The 16,767-nt window shown below is 67.0% G+C and carries 13 protein-coding genes and 1 pseudogene; 8 read left to right on the top strand and 6 right to left on the bottom strand.

Translation table 11 applies throughout. The features are described from left to right. Positions 1-28: 28 nt before the first annotated feature. On the top strand, positions 29-466 hold the full coding sequence (locus E3T46_RS08220; RefSeq protein ID WP_134578180.1) for a hypothetical protein: 438 nt from the start codon (positions 29-31) through the stop codon (positions 464-466). Between the two features lie 50 nt (positions 467-516). On the opposite strand, the gene E3T46_RS18250 is transcribed toward E3T46_RS08220, so the two are convergent. Both E3T46_RS18250 and E3T46_RS18245 read right to left on the bottom strand, forming a co-directional pair. After that, complete coding sequence (locus E3T46_RS18250; protein ID WP_166790212.1) at positions 517-663, bottom strand: DUF2277 family protein; 147 nt, start codon at positions 661-663, stop codon at positions 517-519. A 111-nt stretch (positions 664-774) separates the two neighbouring features. Beyond that, a pseudogene (locus E3T46_RS18245) lies at positions 775-939 on the bottom strand (ABC transporter ATP-binding protein); the annotation flags it as partial. 498 nt (positions 940-1,437) lie between these two features. Here E3T46_RS18245 and E3T46_RS08210 point away from each other — a divergent pair. The 7 genes from E3T46_RS08210 to E3T46_RS08180 all read left to right on the top strand — a co-directional run bounded on the left by E3T46_RS08210 (position 1,438) and on the right by E3T46_RS08180 (position 12,382). After that, positions 1,438-2,094 carry an IclR family transcriptional regulator gene (locus E3T46_RS08210; protein ID WP_134578178.1) on the top strand — a complete coding sequence of 219 codons (657 nt, stop codon included), beginning with the start codon at positions 1,438-1,440 and terminating at the stop codon, positions 2,092-2,094. Between the two features lie 58 nt (positions 2,095-2,152). After that, entirely contained in the window at positions 2,153-3,835 is a 1,683-nt protein-coding gene (gene hutU / locus E3T46_RS08205) for a urocanate hydratase (RefSeq protein WP_134578177.1), read from the top strand. Between the two features lie 2 nt (positions 3,836-3,837). Further along, complete coding sequence (locus E3T46_RS08200) at positions 3,838-5,028, top strand: allantoate amidohydrolase (protein ID WP_134578176.1); 1,191 nt, start codon at positions 3,838-3,840, stop codon at positions 5,026-5,028. After that, a complete protein-coding gene (locus E3T46_RS08195) occupies positions 5,025-6,344 on the top strand; it encodes a formimidoylglutamate deiminase (RefSeq protein ID WP_134578175.1) in 1,320 nt (439 codons plus the stop codon). Before E3T46_RS08200 ends, E3T46_RS08195 begins: the two co-directional genes overlap by 4 nt. After that, on the top strand, positions 6,341-7,504 hold the full coding sequence (gene hutI, locus E3T46_RS08190) for an imidazolonepropionase (protein ID WP_134578174.1): 1,164 nt from the start codon (positions 6,341-6,343) through the stop codon (positions 7,502-7,504). Before E3T46_RS08195 ends, hutI begins: the two co-directional genes overlap by 4 nt. 88 nt (positions 7,505-7,592) lie before the next feature. Beyond that, a complete protein-coding gene (locus tag E3T46_RS08185; protein WP_134578173.1) occupies positions 7,593-9,707 on the top strand; it encodes a S9 family peptidase in 2,115 nt (704 codons plus the stop codon). A 2-nt stretch (positions 9,708-9,709) separates the two neighbouring features. Further along, entirely contained in the window at positions 9,710-12,382 is a 2,673-nt protein-coding gene (locus E3T46_RS08180) for a DEAD/DEAH box helicase (protein WP_134578172.1), read from the top strand. A gap of 69 nt (positions 12,383-12,451) precedes the next feature. On the opposite strand, the gene mgrA is transcribed toward E3T46_RS08180, so the two are convergent. The 4 genes from mgrA to E3T46_RS08160 form a co-directional block, all read right to left on the bottom strand. Then, a complete protein-coding gene (gene mgrA / locus E3T46_RS08175; RefSeq protein ID WP_134578171.1) occupies positions 12,452-13,477 on the bottom strand; it encodes an L-glyceraldehyde 3-phosphate reductase in 1,026 nt (341 codons plus the stop codon). Positions 13,478-13,541: 64 nt separating this feature from the next. Then, entirely contained in the window at positions 13,542-14,330 is a 789-nt protein-coding gene (locus E3T46_RS08170) for a glycosyltransferase family 2 protein (protein WP_134578170.1), read from the bottom strand. Further along, positions 14,327-15,748, bottom strand: a complete 1,422-nt coding sequence (locus tag E3T46_RS08165; protein WP_166790211.1) for a PIG-L family deacetylase — start codon at positions 15,746-15,748, stop codon at positions 14,327-14,329. Before E3T46_RS08165 ends, E3T46_RS08170 begins: the two co-directional genes overlap by 4 nt. Next, on the bottom strand, positions 15,745-16,749 hold the full coding sequence (locus E3T46_RS08160; RefSeq protein ID WP_134578168.1) for an acyl-CoA dehydrogenase family protein: 1,005 nt from the start codon (positions 16,747-16,749) through the stop codon (positions 15,745-15,747). The genes E3T46_RS08165 and E3T46_RS08160 overlap by 4 nt, the downstream gene beginning before the upstream one ends. Between the last annotated feature and the right edge of the window lie 18 nt (positions 16,750-16,767).

Below are 16,767 nucleotides of genomic sequence, written 5' to 3'. Positions count from 1 at the left end.
GCGACCCGTCGCAACGTAGGGTGGGCACATGATAGTTCGGCGCTACTGGCGCATCGCGGTGTTCGCACCGATCGTGGGGTTTCTGATCGCGGCCTGCGTCGCAGTCGTCATGACCGACGCCGGCAGCGGTGAAACCGAGTTTCGGTTCTGGTTTGTCGTGCGTTCCATGGCGAATTATGGCGTGATCGGCCTCGTTATCGGGGCGGTCGCGTTGCTGGGCGGTCTCGTGGCGGTGGCGATTGCTGATCGAAAGCTCACTAAATCGCGGCGCCTGCGCACGACAGCGGCCGCATTGGGTGCGATGGGCGGTGTGGTGTTGCTGTCCCTGACGATCGCCGCAGTCTTGACGATGCTGGACGACGGACTGTATGCGGGCATCACCATCGCCTTCGGCCTGGCCTTCGGCGCGGCGGCAAGCGTGGTGGCGGCCGTGATGGTGTTCTACGCGGAACGTCACACCCGCTAGCCCGCAGCAAACCGCTTCTGCGAGCGCGATTTGGCCTTCTCGGCCTCGATTTACCGGTTTTTCGGCGGTGCGGAGCTCACCAGATCTTCGAGCAGGTGCCGAGAGATGCGCGCTATCTCGTGCACGACCAGCTCAAAGGCTTCTTCGTTCGCCTTCGACGGATGCGTGCGCTGGGCCGAGTTCTGCAGCCGGCACATTCTGGTCGACGCGGGCGTGTTCGTGCCGCGTCGCCGAACCGAGTGCTTGGTCGAGCAGACCCTGGCGCTGTGTCCCCCCGAGGCAGTCATCGTCGATCTCTGCTGCGGATGCGGCAGCGAACGGGTGGAGAGCTGATCGCGTTCCCCGGGCAGGTCGACGACCCTCTCTCGCTGCACGATGGTGGGCGTCGACGACAGCACGATGACGCGCTCGGCCAGGTACACGGCCTCGTCGATGTCGTGCGTGACGAACAGGGTCGTGATCTTCACGTCGCGCAGTGCTTCGAAGCTGGTGCCGCGACAGGCCAACCGCGGCGGCAAACTCAGGGCCGAGCGAAGTGTAGTTCTGGATAATCTCCCGAACAGCGTCTTCATGAGCGGATGCATACGCAAACGATTCCGCGAGCGCCGCCCGGAAACTCGTGACGAGGTGAGGGTTGGTCGGGGTGCTACAAACGCTGAGCTCCTCCGACATTGTCGGGGAGGTTACTGAATCAGGTAGTGGCTGGCAACGACGCATAGGCGTTCAAAATGAACCTTTATTGTCAATCTATGAAAAGTAACGACCAAAGCCAAACAATGTCAAGGTCTCGTCAGATGGCAATAATCACGTTACGTGAGCGAAACATCCGCTTCACAGGCTGATTGTGCACTCATTGCGAGCACCGGACCAGCGTTCAACCACCAGTGATGACTGAATTCTCTTGTCATCTAATGAAATAGGTGTTTTACTAAATGCAATTGTGAGCGGCATGGAAACACGAGGAGCTTGACATGAGCGCAGTACCCGGCAAACCAGACACGACCACGCGAACGGCCGAGCGTGCCCTCGCTCTGCTCAGCGTTGTCTGCGAGCGAGGCTCACTCACCCTCGGTGAAGCCGCGAAAGCGGTCGATCTCTCCGCCAGCACAGCACTTCGCCTCTTGCGCACCCTCGAGGCAGCCACCTTTATTCGCCGTGACGACGAGGGCTCCTACCACCCAGGAGTGGCGATCGTGCAGCTCGGCGTTCTCGCCCTGAGTCAGGAATCACTCGTGGCGCTCTGTCGCGATCCGATGACGCGAATTGTCGAACAAACCGGAGAATCCGCGTATCTGAGCATCCCGGCCCCGGGACGACAGGGCCTCTACGTGGCCATTGTCGAGGGAACCCACTCCGTTCGGCACTCGAATTGGGTGGGCCGCAAGTTTCCCCTGGATTCGAGCGCCTCGGGGAAGGCCCTGCAGGGCGGCACCGGTGACACCGGCTACTGCGTCGTGAGTGACGGTGTGGAGCGTGACGTCACGGCAATAGCGGTACCGATCAGCGTCGGCGACCGCATCGTGGGCGCCCTCAGTGTGGTCGTTCCGAGCTACCGCATCACCACGTCAAGCATCGAACGTATCGGCCAGCTCTTGCTCGGCGAAGCGCGCCAACTCTACGCCCGCTGATCACTCTGAAACTTTCCCGCATCATCCACTGCCCCGCCGGAACAAGGGAACCCCACCTATGACTCACACCTCGTCGCACCCGACCACCCACACCGCACGCCCCGTTCGCGCCGCCCGCGGCACCGAACTGACCGCGAAGAGCTGGCAGACCGAGGGCCCGCTGCGCATGCTCATGAACAACCTCGACCCCGAGGTCGCCGAGCGCCCCGACGACCTCGTCGTCTACGGCGGCACCGGCAAGGCCGCGCGAAACTGGGAGTGCTACGACGCGATCGTGCGCACCCTCGAAACGCTGGAGAAGGACGAAACCCTGCTGGTGCAGTCGGGCAAGCCGGTCGGCGTGTTTCGCACCCACGAGTGGGCGCCACGGGTGCTCATCGCCAACTCCAACCTTGTCGGAGACTGGGCGAACTGGCCCGAGTTTCGTCGCCTCGAGCACCTCGGGCTCACCATGTACGGGCAGATGACCGCCGGATCGTGGATCTACATCGGCACTCAGGGCATCCTGCAGGGCACCTATGAAACCTTCGGCGCCGTAGCCACTAAGCGGTTCAACGGCACCCTGGCGGGCACGCTGACCCTCACCGGCGGGGCCGGCGGCATGGGCGGCGCGCAGCCGCTCGCCGTCACCATGAACGACGGCGTTGTGCTCATTGTCGACGTCGACCCGGCGCGGTTGCAGCGCCGCGTCGATCACGGTTACCTCGACGAAATGACCGCCGATCTCGACGACGCCATCGCCCGGGTGCTCGCGGCCAAGGCGGAACTCCGCGCTCTGTCGGTGGGTCTGGTCGGCAATGCCGCGACCGTGTTCGCCGAATTGCTCGCCCGCAAAGTGCCGATCGATATCGTGACCGACCAGACCAGCGCGCACGACCCGCTCTCCTACCTGCCCGAGGGCGTCACCGTCGAGGAATGGCACAGCTACGCGGCCGAAAACCCGGAGGAGTTCACCGTGCGCGCCCGCGCCGCCATGGCCAAGCAGGTCAAAGCGATGGTCGAATTTCAGGATGCCGGTGCCGAGGTCTTCGACTACGGCAACTCGATTCGGGCCGAGGCGAAGCTCGGCGGCTACGAGCGGGCGTTCGAGTTTCCGGGGTTCGTGCCCGCCTACATTCGCCCGCTGTTCGCCGAGGGCAAGGGCCCGTTCCGCTGGGTGGCCCTCTCCGGCGACCCGGCCGACATCGCCGCCACCGACAAGGCCATTCTGGAGCTGTTTCCGAACGACGCCGGGCTGCACCGCTGGATCACCAAGGCCGAAGAAAAGGTGCAGTTTGAGGGCCTACCGGCCCGCATCTGCTGGCTCGGCTATAAGGAACGCCACCTGGCCGGGCTCAAATTCAACGAGATGGTCGCCTCCGGCGAGCTGCGCGCCCCGATCGTGATCGGCCGCGACCACCTCGACTCCGGCTCGGTCGCCTCGCCCTACCGTGAGACCGAGGGTATGTTGGACGGCTCCGACGCGATCGCCGACTGGCCGCTGCTGAACGCGCTGCTGAACACCGCTTCCGGCGCGACCTGGGTCTCCATTCACCACGGCGGCGGGGTCGGAATCGGCCGCAGCATTCACGCCGGGCAGGTCATCGTCGCCGACGGCACCGCGCTGGCCGCGGAGAAGATCGCGCGCGTGCTCACCAACGACCCGGGCACCGGAGTGATGCGGCACGTCGACGCCGGCTACGATCGGGCCGAGGAAGTGGCCCGCGACCGCGGCCTGCGCGTGCCCATGTGGGAGGACTAAACGTGCTCGCCGGTCTCGCCGAGATCGCCGATGTCGGCCGCGACCACCGGCGCGGCGGGTACTCCCGCCATCTCTGGCAGGCGGCCGACCTCGAGCTGCGCTCCTGGTTCGTCGCGCGCGCCGAACGGCTCGGGCTGCAGGTCGAAACGGACCGCAACGGCAACCTCTGGGCCTGGTGGGGTCAGCCGGGACCGGATGCGGTCGTCACCGGCAGCCACCTCGACTCCGTTCCCGGCGGCGGCGCCTACGACGGGCCGCTCGGCGTTGTCTCCTCGCTCGAGGCCATCGGCCGGCTGCAGGCGAGCGGATTCGTTCCGACCCGGCCCTGCGCGGTACTCATGTTCGCCGAAGAAGAAGGCTCCCGTTTCGGCATCGCCTGTCTCGGCTCCCGGCTGCTCACCGGAGCGATCGACGCCGATCAGGCCCGCGCCTTGACCGACCGTGACGGCGTCACGCTGGCCGAGGCCGCCCGGAAAGTTGGTGTCGACCCGGCGCACCTCGGCGCCGACCTCGTTGCACTAGAACGCATCGGACTGTTCATCGAACTGCACGTCGAGCAGGGCCGCGGCCTGATCGACCTCGACCAGCCGGTGGCCGTGGCATCATCGATTCTGGCCCACGGTCGCTGGCGCCTCACCGTCACCGGCCAGGGTAATCATGCCGGCGCGACCACCATGATCGAGCGCCGCGACCCGATGGTCGCCACTGCCCAGGCCATCGTGGGTGTGCAGGCCGCCGCTCTGGGTCGCCCGGGAAGCCGGGCGACGATCGGCCGCATCGAAGCGATCCCCGGCGGAACCAACGTCATCGCCAGTTCGGTGCACGCCTGGCTCGACGCCCGCGCCGAGACCGACGAAGAAACCCGTCTGCTCGTGGCCGACATTGCAGCCCGCGCCCAGCAGGCCGCCCAGCAGAACGGATGCTTCGCCACCCTCACCGAGGAATCCTGGGCCGGCGCCGTGCAGTTCACCCCCGGCTTGCGCGAGCGGTTCGCGCAAGCGCTCGGCCAGGTGCCGCAACTGTCGACCGGAGCCGGCCACGATGCCGGCGTGCTCGCCGCCCACGTGCCGAGCGCAATGCTGTTCGTGCGCAACCCGACCGGAATCTCCCACGCGCCGGAGGAATTCGCCGAAGCCGCGGACTGCGTGGCCGGCATCGACGCGCTAGAACTGCTGCTGAGGGATCTGCTATGAGCAACTTCTGGTGCGAAACCCTGCTGATCGACGGGGTCGCCGTGACCGGGGTGAGGCTCGAGGTCGACGACCACGGTCGCATCTCTCGGGTTCAGATTCACGGGGCGGAGGCCGCGGACATCCGTTTGGGAACGGTGTTGCCGGGGTTCGGTAATGCGCACTCGCACGCGTTTCACCGGGCCTTGCGCGGTCAGACCCACACCGAGGGTGGCGATTTTTGGATTTGGCGCGAGCGGATGTACCGGGTCGCCGCGCAGCTCGACCCCGGCAAGTACCAGGCGCTGGCGACGGCGGTGTTCGCCGAGATGCTGGTGAGCGGCTACACCGTCGTCGGTGAGTTTCACTACGTGCATCACCGCGCGAATGGCGAACCGTATGAGACGGAGCACGCCATGGAACTGGCGCTTGCGGCGGCGGCGCGGGCCGTCGGCATCCGTTTGGTGCTGCTCGACACGGTGTATCTGCAGGGCGGAATCGGGCAGGATTTGGCACCCGAACAGCGGGCGTTCGGCGACTTTGACGCTGCGGGCTGGCTGGCCCGATGGCACTCGCTGCGCGCAGCACTGGGGAACGACGACCTCGTGACGCTCGGCGCCGCGCTGCACTCGGTGCGTGCCGTCACGCCCGAGGCGATGCGTGAAGTGCTCGCCGGGTTGCCGGCGGACGTTCCGCTGCACGTGCACCTGTCGGAGCAGCCGCAGGAGAACGCGGATTGCCTCGCGGCGTATGGCCTGACCCCGACCGGTGTGCTCGATTCGCTCGGTGCCCTCGCACCGCGACTGAGTGTGGTGCACGCGACGCATCTGAGCGACGCGGACCGCGCGCTGCTCGGCGACGCCGGCGTGACCGTCGTAATGTGCCCGACCACCGAGGCCGATCTCGGCGACGGAATCGGTCCGGCGCTGGCCCTGGCCGAGGCGGGCTGTCCGATTGCCCTCGGCTCCGATCAGCACGCCATCATCGACCCGTTTTTGGAGATGCGCGGATTGGAAATGGGCGAGCGGCTGGCCTCGCGACAGCGCGGACGTTTTGCCCCGACCGCCCTGCTCACCGCGGCCACGAGCGACGGCTATGCCTCGCTCGGGCTCGGCCGTCTCACGATGCGCGAGGGCGACCCGTGCGATCTGGTCGAGATCAGCACCGCTGGCGTGCGCACGGTCGGATCGTCTGTCGAGCAGCTTCCGCTGACCGCGACCGCCTCCGATGTGCTGCGGGTCATCGTGGGCGGGCAGGTCGTGGCCGATGGCGGTCGGCTGGTCGGCGGCGCGCGGCCGTCGGAGCTGATGGCCGACGCGCTTGGAAGGCTCGGCGAATGAGCGGCACCGAGCTCATCACCGGAATCGGTGAACTGACCACGCACCATGAGCCCGGCGAGCGTCGGCACGACGCGGCACTCGTGATCGGCGACGGCCGCATCCTCTGGATCGGTGCGGCCGCCTCGGCCCCCGCTGCCGATCGTCGAACGGATGTCGATGGCCGCGCCGTTCTGCCCGGCTGGGTCGACTCGCACACCCACCTCGTATTCGGCGGCGACCGTTCGGCAGAGTTCGAAGCCCGCATGGCCGGCCAGAAGTATGCCGCCGGCGGCATCAACACGACCGTCGCCGCAACCCGCGCGGCGTCCGAGGAGCAGCTTGTAGCCACAGCGCTGGGCCTGCGCCACGAAGCCGAAACGCAGGGCACCACCTTTCTCGAAACCAAAACCGGCTATGGGCTCGACGTGGACAGCGAAGCGCGGTCGGCCCAGGCCGCCGCACGTGTCGCCGACGTCGTCAGCTATCTCGGCGCCCACATCGTGCCGACCGGGCTGGATCGTCGCGACTACCTCGACCTCGTCACCGGGCCGATGCTCGCCGCGGTGCTGCCCTACGTGCAGTTCATCGACGCGTTCTGCGAGCAGGGCGCGTTCGACGTGGAAGAAACGCGGGAGGTGCTGCTGGCCGGCCGGGCCGCCGGCCTCGGGCTGCGCGTGCACGGCAACCAGCTCGGCTTCAGTGGCGGCGTGCGGCTGGCCGCTGAACTCGGCGCGCACAGCGTTGACCACTGCAACTACCTGGAGCCATCCGATATCGACGCGTTGGCGGCGTCGGCCACGGTCGCCACGCTGCTGCCGGCCTGCGATCTGTCCACCCGGCAACCGTTTCCGCCGGCCCGCCAGCTGCTCGACGCCGGTGTGACCATCGCCCTGGCGACCAATTGCAATCCAGGCACCTCGTATACCACGTCAATGCCGTTCTGCGTGGCGACCGCCGTGCTGCAGATGGGGCTGACCGTGACCGAGGCGGTCTGGGCGGCGACCCGTGGTGCAGCCCGGTCGCTCGGCCGCGATCAGGGAACGGATGCCGTCGGCTCGCTGTGGGTCGGCGGCCTGGCCGACCTGCAGGTTCTGAACGCCCCGTCGGTCTCGCACCTGGCCTACCGCCCCGGCGTGCCGCTGACCGCAAGCGTCTGGAGACGGGGAGTGCGGGTGGCCTGAACCGCGAAAGCGAGAAAATAGCTGCTTCAGCACACCCGAAGCAACCTTTTTCCCGCTCTGGCGAGACGCGGCAAACTACGCTGGGGGGATGACCTCTGGCCCGATCACCCCTCCCCTGGCAACCAAGAAGCCGCAACGCCGCGAGCACCACAACGACGTCTACGTCGACGACTACGAGTGGTTGCGCGACAAGGACAGCCGCGAGGTCATCGCCCACCTCGAGGCCGAGAACAGCTACACCGAGGCCCGCACCGCCACCCAGGAACCACTCCGGCAGCAGATTTTCACCGAAATTAAGAACCGCACCCAGGAGACCGACCTGAGCGTTCCGGTGCGTCGCGGCGCCTTCTGGTACTACACCCGCACGGTCGAGGGCCAGGAATACGGCATCCACTGTCGCGCACCGATCAGCGGCCCGGATGACTGGGCGGCGCCCGTGCTCGGCACCAACCAGAGCGTGCCCGGCGAGCAGATCCTGCTCGACGACAACGTCGAAGCCGCCGGCCACGAGTTCTTCTCGCTCGGCAGCTTCGACCTCAGCGACGACGGCACCCAGCTGCTTTACGCCGTCGACGTGGAGGGCGACGAACGCTACACGATTCGGGTGCGCACCATCGCGACCGGCGAGAACCTGCCAGACACGATCGAAAACACGAGCGCCGGCGCCCTGTTCGACCCGAGCGGACGCTACCTCTTTTACACCACCGTCGACGACGCCTGGCGCCCGGACACCGTATGGCGGCACGAAATCGGTGCCGCTGAAGTCGCTGACGCCAGCATCTTTCACGAGCCCGACGAACGATTCTGGGTGGGCGTCGGCATCACCCGCAGCCGCAAATTCCTCATGATCGAGGCCGGATCCAGCGTCACGACCGAATCGTGGGTGCTCGACGCGAGCAACCCCACCGGCGACTTCGCCGTGGTCTGGCCGCGCCAGGACAACGTGGAATACGATGTCGAGCACGCCGTGATCGCCGCGGAAGACCGCCTGCTGATCGTGCACAACGGCGGCGCGGCCGTCAATTTCGAACTGGTCAGCGTCGCAGCCGCAGACCCGCAAGGCGAGAAGCGGATGCTGCTGCCGCACGACCCGCAGATCCGGCTGGAAAGCGTCGATGCCTTCGCCGACTTTCTCGTCGTGGAGTACCGCCGCGACGGCCTCACCCGCCTCGCCATCGACCGACACGACGCGAGCGGCCTGACCGAGCTCGACTTCGACGAACCGTTGTTTGCCGTCGGTTCAGCCGGCAACCCGGAGTGGACCCAGCCGACCCTGCGGTTCGGCTTCACGAGCTTCATCACCCCGTCAACGGTCTACGACCTCGTCGTCGCGACCGGCGAACGACGTCTGCTCAAGCAGCAGCCCGTGCTCGGCGGCTACGATCCGGCGCTCTATGAGCAGCGCCGCGAGTGGGCGACCGCCGAGGACGGTACCCGGGTGCCGATCTCGCTGGTCTACCGCCGCGACCTCGTCACGCCCGGAACCCCGGCGCCGACCCTGCTCTACGGCTACGGATCCTACGAGCACAGCATCGACCCCGGCTTCGGCATCGCCCGGCTCAGCCTGCTCGACCGCGGCATGATCTTCGCCATCGCGCACGTGCGCGGCGGCGGCGAACTCGGCCGCACCTGGTATGAAACCGGTAAAACCACGACCAAGCGCAATACCTTCACCGACTTCGTGAGCTGCGCCCGGCACCTCATCGACGCAGGCTTCACCACCCCGGCCCGGCTGGTCGCCGAGGGCGGCAGCGCCGGCGGACTGCTGATGGGCGCCGTCGCGAACCTCGCGCCCGAGCTGTTCGCCGGCATCCTCGCCGAGGTGCCGTTCGTCGATGCGTTGACCTCGATTCTCGACCCGTCCCTGCCGCTGACCGTGATCGAGTGGGATGAATGGGGTGACCCGCTGCACGACGCCGCGGTGTACGCCTACATGAAGTCCTACTCCCCCGTCGAGAACGTGCGGAACGTCGCCTACCCGGCGATTCTCGCCGTGACCAGCCTGAACGATACCCGGGTGCTCTATGTGGAGCCGGCCAAATGGGTGGCCAAGCTGCGCGAGGTGGGAGCGGACGCTCTGCTCAAGACCGAAATGTCGGCCGGCCACGGAGGAGTCTCCGGTCGGTACAGTGCCTGGCACGAACGCGCGTTCAACTACGCCTGGGTGCTCGACACCGCCGGCCTGAACGTGCCAGAGAGCTAGAAATGTCAGAGGGCACCCCAGCCTGGAAGCGGCTGGTGCTGCCGGGGGAACCGCCGGCATCCGCTGGCCTGCGCATCGGTAATTTTGGGCAGCCGAGACCGCTGGCCACGGGACCGAAAGTGCCGATGGGGCTGCAGTTCGAGCTGCGCGAGCAGACTCCGCGCACCAACGACCGCTGGCGCGGGCCGACCGCTAAACCGGTGAAGGCGCTCGTGGCCGGGCACGGCGACTATCGGCTCGGCGTTCGCCCGGTCATCCACAATGCGCAGGGCAACTGGGTGCGCAGCAATGTCACCTGGAGCCACCTCACCTTTCAACTGAATCGGTTCAACCTCGACCCCGAACACCACCGCTGGATCTCCCAATTCGCGGCCCTGTACAAGGCCGTGCGCGAGGTTTACACGAGCCAGGAAACCGACTGGATCTACCTCGACAACTTCACCAGCCCGCTGCTGTGGCCGCTGCTGCGCGAGGCCGAGCAGCTCGGCATCGGCTTCGTCGGCAATAAAAAAGACGTCGTCGTGCGCATCGGTTCGCTCGCCGAGATCAGTCTCGACGCCTCGCAAACGGATGCTGCCGGCCCGCTGCTCCTGCAGTCCCGCCTGCAGATCGACGGCGTCGACCATCCGCTCGAGGCCGCCGGAGTCATCGCCGGCCACGGCATCTACAGCGTGCGGTTCGGCACGCCGACCGTGTTCACGCTCGCGCCGGCCGCCGGCCCGCTGAGCGGCGAACAGCGTCACCTCGTCGGGCAGCTCGAGGCGGCGAGCGTTCCCGCGGCCGACACGGCCGAGTTTCTCGGCTCCGTCTACCCGGCGCTGCAGCGCACGGTCGTGGTCACCAGCGTGGATTCCTCGGTGCGCTTTCCCGAGGCGCTGCCCGACGACTTTGAGCGCACCGAAACGCCCCACCTCGTGATCACGACGGTCGAGACCGACCAGCGCGACTGGTTCGACCTCGGCGTGATCGTCACGGTCGGCGCGATCACGGTGCCGTTCGGCCCGCTGTTCAAGGCCCTCGCCAAGGGGCAGACCCGGCTGAAGCTGGTCGACAACAGCTATCTCTCCCTGCAGCAACCCGAATTCGAGCGGCTGCACGAGCTCATCAGCGAGGGCCGCGCGCTGCGCGAATGGGAGACCGGCCTGCGCATCAGCCGCTATCAGGCCAGCCTGTGGAGCGATTTTGAAGATCTCGCCGATGAGACCGTTCCGGCCGTGTCGTGGCGAGCGGCCGCCGCCGGTCTGAAAGATCTGACCGGGATCGACCTGGTCGACCTTCCCGCTGGCGTCCACGCGACCCTCCGGCCGTACCAGCAGGAGGGGTTCGCCTGGCTCGCCTTCCTCTGGAAGCACCAGCTCGGCGGGGTGCTCGCCGACGACATGGGGCTCGGCAAGACCCTGCAGACCCTCGCGCTGCTGGTGCACGCGCGCGACTCGAGGCCGTTTCTGGTGGTGGCGCCGACATCCGTTGTTATGAACTGGCTGAACGAAGCCACCCGGTTCGCTCCCGGGCTGCGGATACGCACGGTGACGGCGACCGAGGCCAAAAGCCGCACGCAGCTAGCGGATGCCGCCGCCGACGTCGACGTGCTCGTCACCTCCTACGCTCTGTTCCGTCTCGACTTCGACGCCTACCAAGCCCTGAATTGGGCCGGCCTCATCCTCGACGAGGCGCAGTTCGTGAAGAACCGCACCAGCCGCGCCTACGCCTGCGCAAAAGAGCTGAACACACCGTTCAAACTGGCGATCACGGGTACTCCGCTGGAGAACAATCTGATGGACCTGTGGTCGCTGTTCAGCATCGTCGCGCCCGGACTGTTCGCGTCCGCGCGCAAATTCACCGAGGACTACGTGCGACCGGTGACCCGTGGATCGAGCCCGGAGCGGCTCGCCAAGCTGCGACGGCGCATCCGCCCGCTGATTTTGCGCCGCACCAAAGAGGTCGTCGCCCGCGATTTGCCGCCGAAACAGGAACAGGAACTGCAGATCGCGCTGAACCCGGCGCACCAGAAGCTCTACGACACGTTCCTGCAGCGCGAACGGCAGAAACTGTATGGGCTGATCGAGGACCTCGACAAAAACCGCTTCATTATTTTTCGCTCACTCACCCTGCTGCGACTGCTGAGCCTCGACGCCTCGCTGGTCGATAAGAAATATGCCGGCGTGCGCTCCAGCAAGCTCGACGCCCTGTTCGAGCAGCTCGATGACGTCATCGCCGAGGGGCACAAGGCCCTGATTTTCAGCCAGTTCACGTCGTTTCTGAGGCTCACCGCCGCCCGGCTCGACGCTCTGGGCGTTCCGTACTGCTACCTCGACGGGTCGACGCTACGGCGCAGCGAGGTGATCGACCGGTTCAAGAGCGGCGCGGCCCCGGTGTTCCTGATCAGCCTGAAAGCCGGCGGCTTCGGCCTCAACCTCACCGAAGCCGACTATGTTTTTCTGCTCGACCCCTGGTGGAATCCGGCGACCGAGGCGCAGGCCGTTGACCGCACCCACCGCATCGGCCAGACCCGCAACGTCATGGTCTACCGGATGGTCGCGACCGGCACGATCGAGGAGAAGGTGATGGCGCTCAAGGCCCAGAAGGCGCAGCTGTTCAGCGCGGTGCTCGACGACGACGCCCTGTTCAGCACCGCGCTGACCGCCGACGACATTCGCGGCCTGCTCGAGCCCTGACCGCCGCCCCTGGTCAGAGCGTCACCGCCACTTCCGTTCGCCGGCCCGGAAGAGAGCCGGCGGGAGGGGCTAGACGTCGCTTGAGGCTGCCCACAGGTTGATGCCGTTGTCGACGGCGTGAACGTCGATCGCGGTCAGCTCCGCAGCGCTGAACTCGAGGTTCTGCAGAGCTCCCACGTTCGTTTCGAGCTGGGCGACCGACGATGCGCCGACGAGCGCGCTGGTCACTTCGGAGTTGCGCAGGACCCAGGCCAGGGCCATCTGGGCGAGCGACTGACCGCGCTCGACGGCGATCTCGGTCAACGCCCGGATGTGCGCGAGCGCCTCGGTGCTCACCATGGACTTCTTGGCCGAACCCTCCCGCGCGACGCGGGAGTCCGAAGGGATTCCCCCGAGGTAGCGGTCGGTGAGCAGGCCCTGCGCCAGCGGCGAGAACGCAATGCAACCGGCTCCGATGTCTTCGAGGGTATCGAGCAGATCGCCCTCAACCCACCGGTTGAACATGGAGTAGGAGGGCTGGTGAATCAGCAGCGGTGTGCCGAGGTCGGCCAAAATCGCCGCGGCCTGGCGGGTGCGCTCCGGCGAGTACGAGGAGATCCCGGCATACAGGGCGCGGCCACTCGTGACGGCGGTGTGCAGCGCGCCCATCGTCTCTTCGAGCGGGGTGTCTGGATCGGCGCGGTGGGAGTAGAAGATGTCAACGTAGTCGACGCCCATGCGGCCGAGCGACTGGTCGAGGCTCGACAGCAGGTACTTGCGGCTGCCGAAGTTTCCGTAAGGGCCCGGCCACATGTCGTAGCCCGCCTTGGTCGAGAGCACGACCTCGTCCCGGTGGGCAGCGAAGTCTTCGCGGAACAACTGACCGAAGTTCGTTTCGGCTGAGCCGTACGGGGGGCCATAGTTGTTGGCGAGGTCGAAGTGGGTGATGCCGAGGTCGAAGGCCCGGCGCAAAATGGCCCGCTGCGTTGCGAGCGGCTTGTCATCGCCGAAATTCTGCCACAGTCCGAGGGAAATGGCGGGAAGTTTGAGGCCGCTGCGTCCGACGCGACGGTAGGGCATGGACTCATATCGAGAGTCATTGGGAAGATAAGTCATTCGATTATTCTTCCACTTTCAGGCCACGCCACGCCAGAGGCTTGTACGAAAGCTGGCCTGCGAATCAGTGCGCCGCTTCGGTGTCAGCCCAATCGGGGTTCATGTGTTCGCGCAGGTACTCGGCGAATCCCGCCGGGGCTCGGCCGACGCGTCGCCCCGAGGTCAGCACCGGAATCAACGCCGTGCGTGCCTCGGTGACCCCCAGTTCACGCAGGGCTGCCACGAGAAGCCTGTCTTCATCACAATCGACCGGCGCAAATTCGCCGGCGGCCAGGTATCGATCAGCCCGCACGCCCAGATTGGCACCGTGAACGTGCGGATGCCCCTCACCGATCGTGTGCAGGGACTCCCAGTTCACCAGCTCGTGGGCGGCCAGGTCGTCGTCGGGATGCACCGTTCCGAGTACCAGATCGATACCGTTGCGGGCAAACGCCAACTGGGTGATCAGCCAGTTCGGCGGCACGGCCGAGTCCGCGTCGGTGCTGGCGATCCAGATTCGCTCGGCTTGGCCATCACCCACAGCGGATGCCGCCGCACCCGACGCCGAGACCGCTTCCAGCCGGCGCAGCGCGCGCTGCACACCGAACCGACGCGCCACGCCGACGGCGCCGGCCTCAATTTCAACTCGGTCGAAGTCGGGCCAGAGTGCGGCGACTCGGGCCGATAAATCGGTGCACTGGTCCAGGACCAGCAGCACCGACACCGCTGGGCGGTCCGGCTGCGGCAGCACGTTGAGCGCGTCGATCGCCACGGCCAGTGCTGCCAGGGCGCGCGGCAGCAGGACCTCCTCGTTGCGCACCGGCACCACGATCGTGACGAATTCGGGGCTCGACGGACTTGTTTGTATGCTCACGGCACGAGGCCGTCGCGCTGCGCGACCGAGAGTGCGGGTCGGGGTTCATACACCTCGAGCACGAAGTCGCGTTCGAGGTGATGCACGGTGCGCTGCAGCCCGACCACGTGGGTGAGCTGCGTGTGCACCGCATCGCCAGTGAGGGGACACTCCGCTACCGGGTGTCGCCAATGGCAGGCCACCAGAACCCCGTCTGGGGCGAGGCTGGCCCGGCAGCGCTCGAGCAGTCGCCGCAGGTCTGCACTGGAACAGTAATATCCGACCTCGGACAGCACAATCAGGTCGAACTCTCCCTCCGGCCAGTCCGCCGGAACCGTTCGCCGCTCAAACCTCACGCCGGGCTGGCCGGCGAGTCGCGCTCGTGCAATGCTGAGCGGCTGTTCGATCAGATCAATGCCGAGCACGGTGTCACACCGTTCGGCCAGCTCGGCCGTGAGCACACCGTTCGAGCAGCCGAGTTCGAGGGCTGCGCCGAAGCGCTGCCGGGGCAGCGCCGCGATCAGGGCGGCTCGTTTGCGCTTCTCGTACCAGCGGGTCTCGAACCCCCACGGATCCGGACCCGAGGAATAGATCGAGTCAAAGTACCCGGTCGTGAGCGTGTGATTCGGGTCGGCGGGTGCGGGGGCATCCGTTTGCGGGCGCGCTGGCGCACCTCCGGATTTTTTCACGGTCACCTCGATGAGGGTCTCGAAGGTGCGCGTGAAATGTTCCTGAAAACCGGCCGGTAGGATCGCTTCGTCGCCGAACGAATCCGACAACGGGCCGACCTGACTGCGATGCAGCGCCAGAGCGCGCGCCTTGGCCTTGCGCTCGGTCGGCAGCAGATCAAAGACGCGCACGGCGGAGTCCGACCAGACGGGAGCATCCGGGTTTGACCAGTGCCAGGCCCAGATCGGGTACTCGAACAGGCGGGCGCTGCGTTCTCGTGCGGCTCGGTCGGCGGCCGCGCTGGCTGCCGCATGATCCGGATGCCCATCGGCTCGCCACGGTGCCACCACCCAGGTCGACGCGCCCACGTCGCCGATCGCCTCGATGATCGCCCCGGCGGCCAGGTCGATGTGCTCGGTGAGTTTGCCGTCGGGGAGCTCGAGCAGGTGCACCTGCGCGTTCGGTGCCAGGTGTGCGAGAGCATCCGTCACTTCGATGCGGCGGATCTGGGCGAGTCTGGCCTGGTCGTGGGTCGGGGAGTTCGGGTGAGACGCCTCGCCGTTGCTGAGTACGATGACCACGATCGGCACGTCGAGCCCCGCAACGTGCGCGATCAATCCGCCAACGCCGAGGCTTTCGTCGTCCGGATGCGCTGCGATCACGACGAGACGGCCGAGCCCGTCCGTGCTCAGCGTGGCGAACCGGTCTGGCCAGTTCGCTGCCTCCCAGATCTTCTCGGGTGTTCCGCCACCGAGATTGCTGAATGTCACCACGGTGCACTCCCCTTCGTTACGAGCATGCGTCCCAACGCAGCGTCATCGTGCTCGGCATGGTGTTGGCGCACGTACAGCTGCAGATCGGCGACCCGCTGCGCGTGCCGATCGTTCAGGGCCAGCGGCGCCGGTCCGAGGGCATGCCCGATATGGAATATGACGTCTTCGGCCGCGCGGGCGACGATCCCGCGCACCCGGGCGGCCAGGAGGGAACCGGCCGGTCCGTCGGCCTCGCCGGCATCGATCGCGGCCGCGGCCGCGGCCAGCGCCGTCGCCGCAGTGGTCACTGCCACGTCGACAGCGCCGAGATGGGCGAGCGCAATCTGGTCGGGGGCGCGCCCCTGGGTCGAGTCGTAGAGGGTGCGCGCCAGGCCGACGGCACCGCCGCACCACACGGCGGCGACTCCGATACCGCCCCAGGCGAACCCAGGCCGGCGCAGGTACCAGCCCTCATCACCAACCGCATCGGCCCCAACACCGTCGAAATCGACCGGGCCGCTCTTCACCTGCGGCAGGCCGCGGGCGATCCACAGCTCGTCATGTACCGTAATGCCGGCCTGCCGCAGGTCGACGGCGAACAAGCGTCTGCCGTGGTCGCCGACGTGGGCGGTGACCAGCGCGTGAGTCAGCAGTCCCGCGAGGGAGCACCACGGCTTGGTGCCGTCGAGCCGCCAGCGGTCGCCCTCTCGCGTCGCTGTGAGCACGGTGCCGGCGGTCTCCGCGGCGAACACGCCCCAAGTGTGATCGGGCTGGGCGTCCTGGCCGGCCTGGGCGAGAATCGCCCGCGCATCAAGGTGCGCCTCGGCCACTCGTGCTGCCGTGAGGTCGGCCGACGCGAGCGTGCACAGTGTGTCGAACAGAACGGCCGTTTTTCCCTCCCCCGGGCGGGGAACGGATGCGAGACCGCTCGCCAGTGTAATCGCCCGCTGCGCGTCACCGTTGACCTCTAATGCAGCGGCGCTGAGCGGGGCCGGTGGAAGCTGCGATTCAAGCCTCATTACTCCCCCTCGACCCAC

Source organism: Cryobacterium sp. Hh11, assembly GCF_004404045.1.
Taxonomy (GTDB): domain Bacteria; phylum Actinomycetota; class Actinomycetes; order Actinomycetales; family Microbacteriaceae; genus Cryobacterium; species Cryobacterium levicorallinum.
The sequence above is the reverse complement of the archived record's forward strand: the minus strand, read 5'-3'. Positions and strand labels throughout refer to the sequence as shown.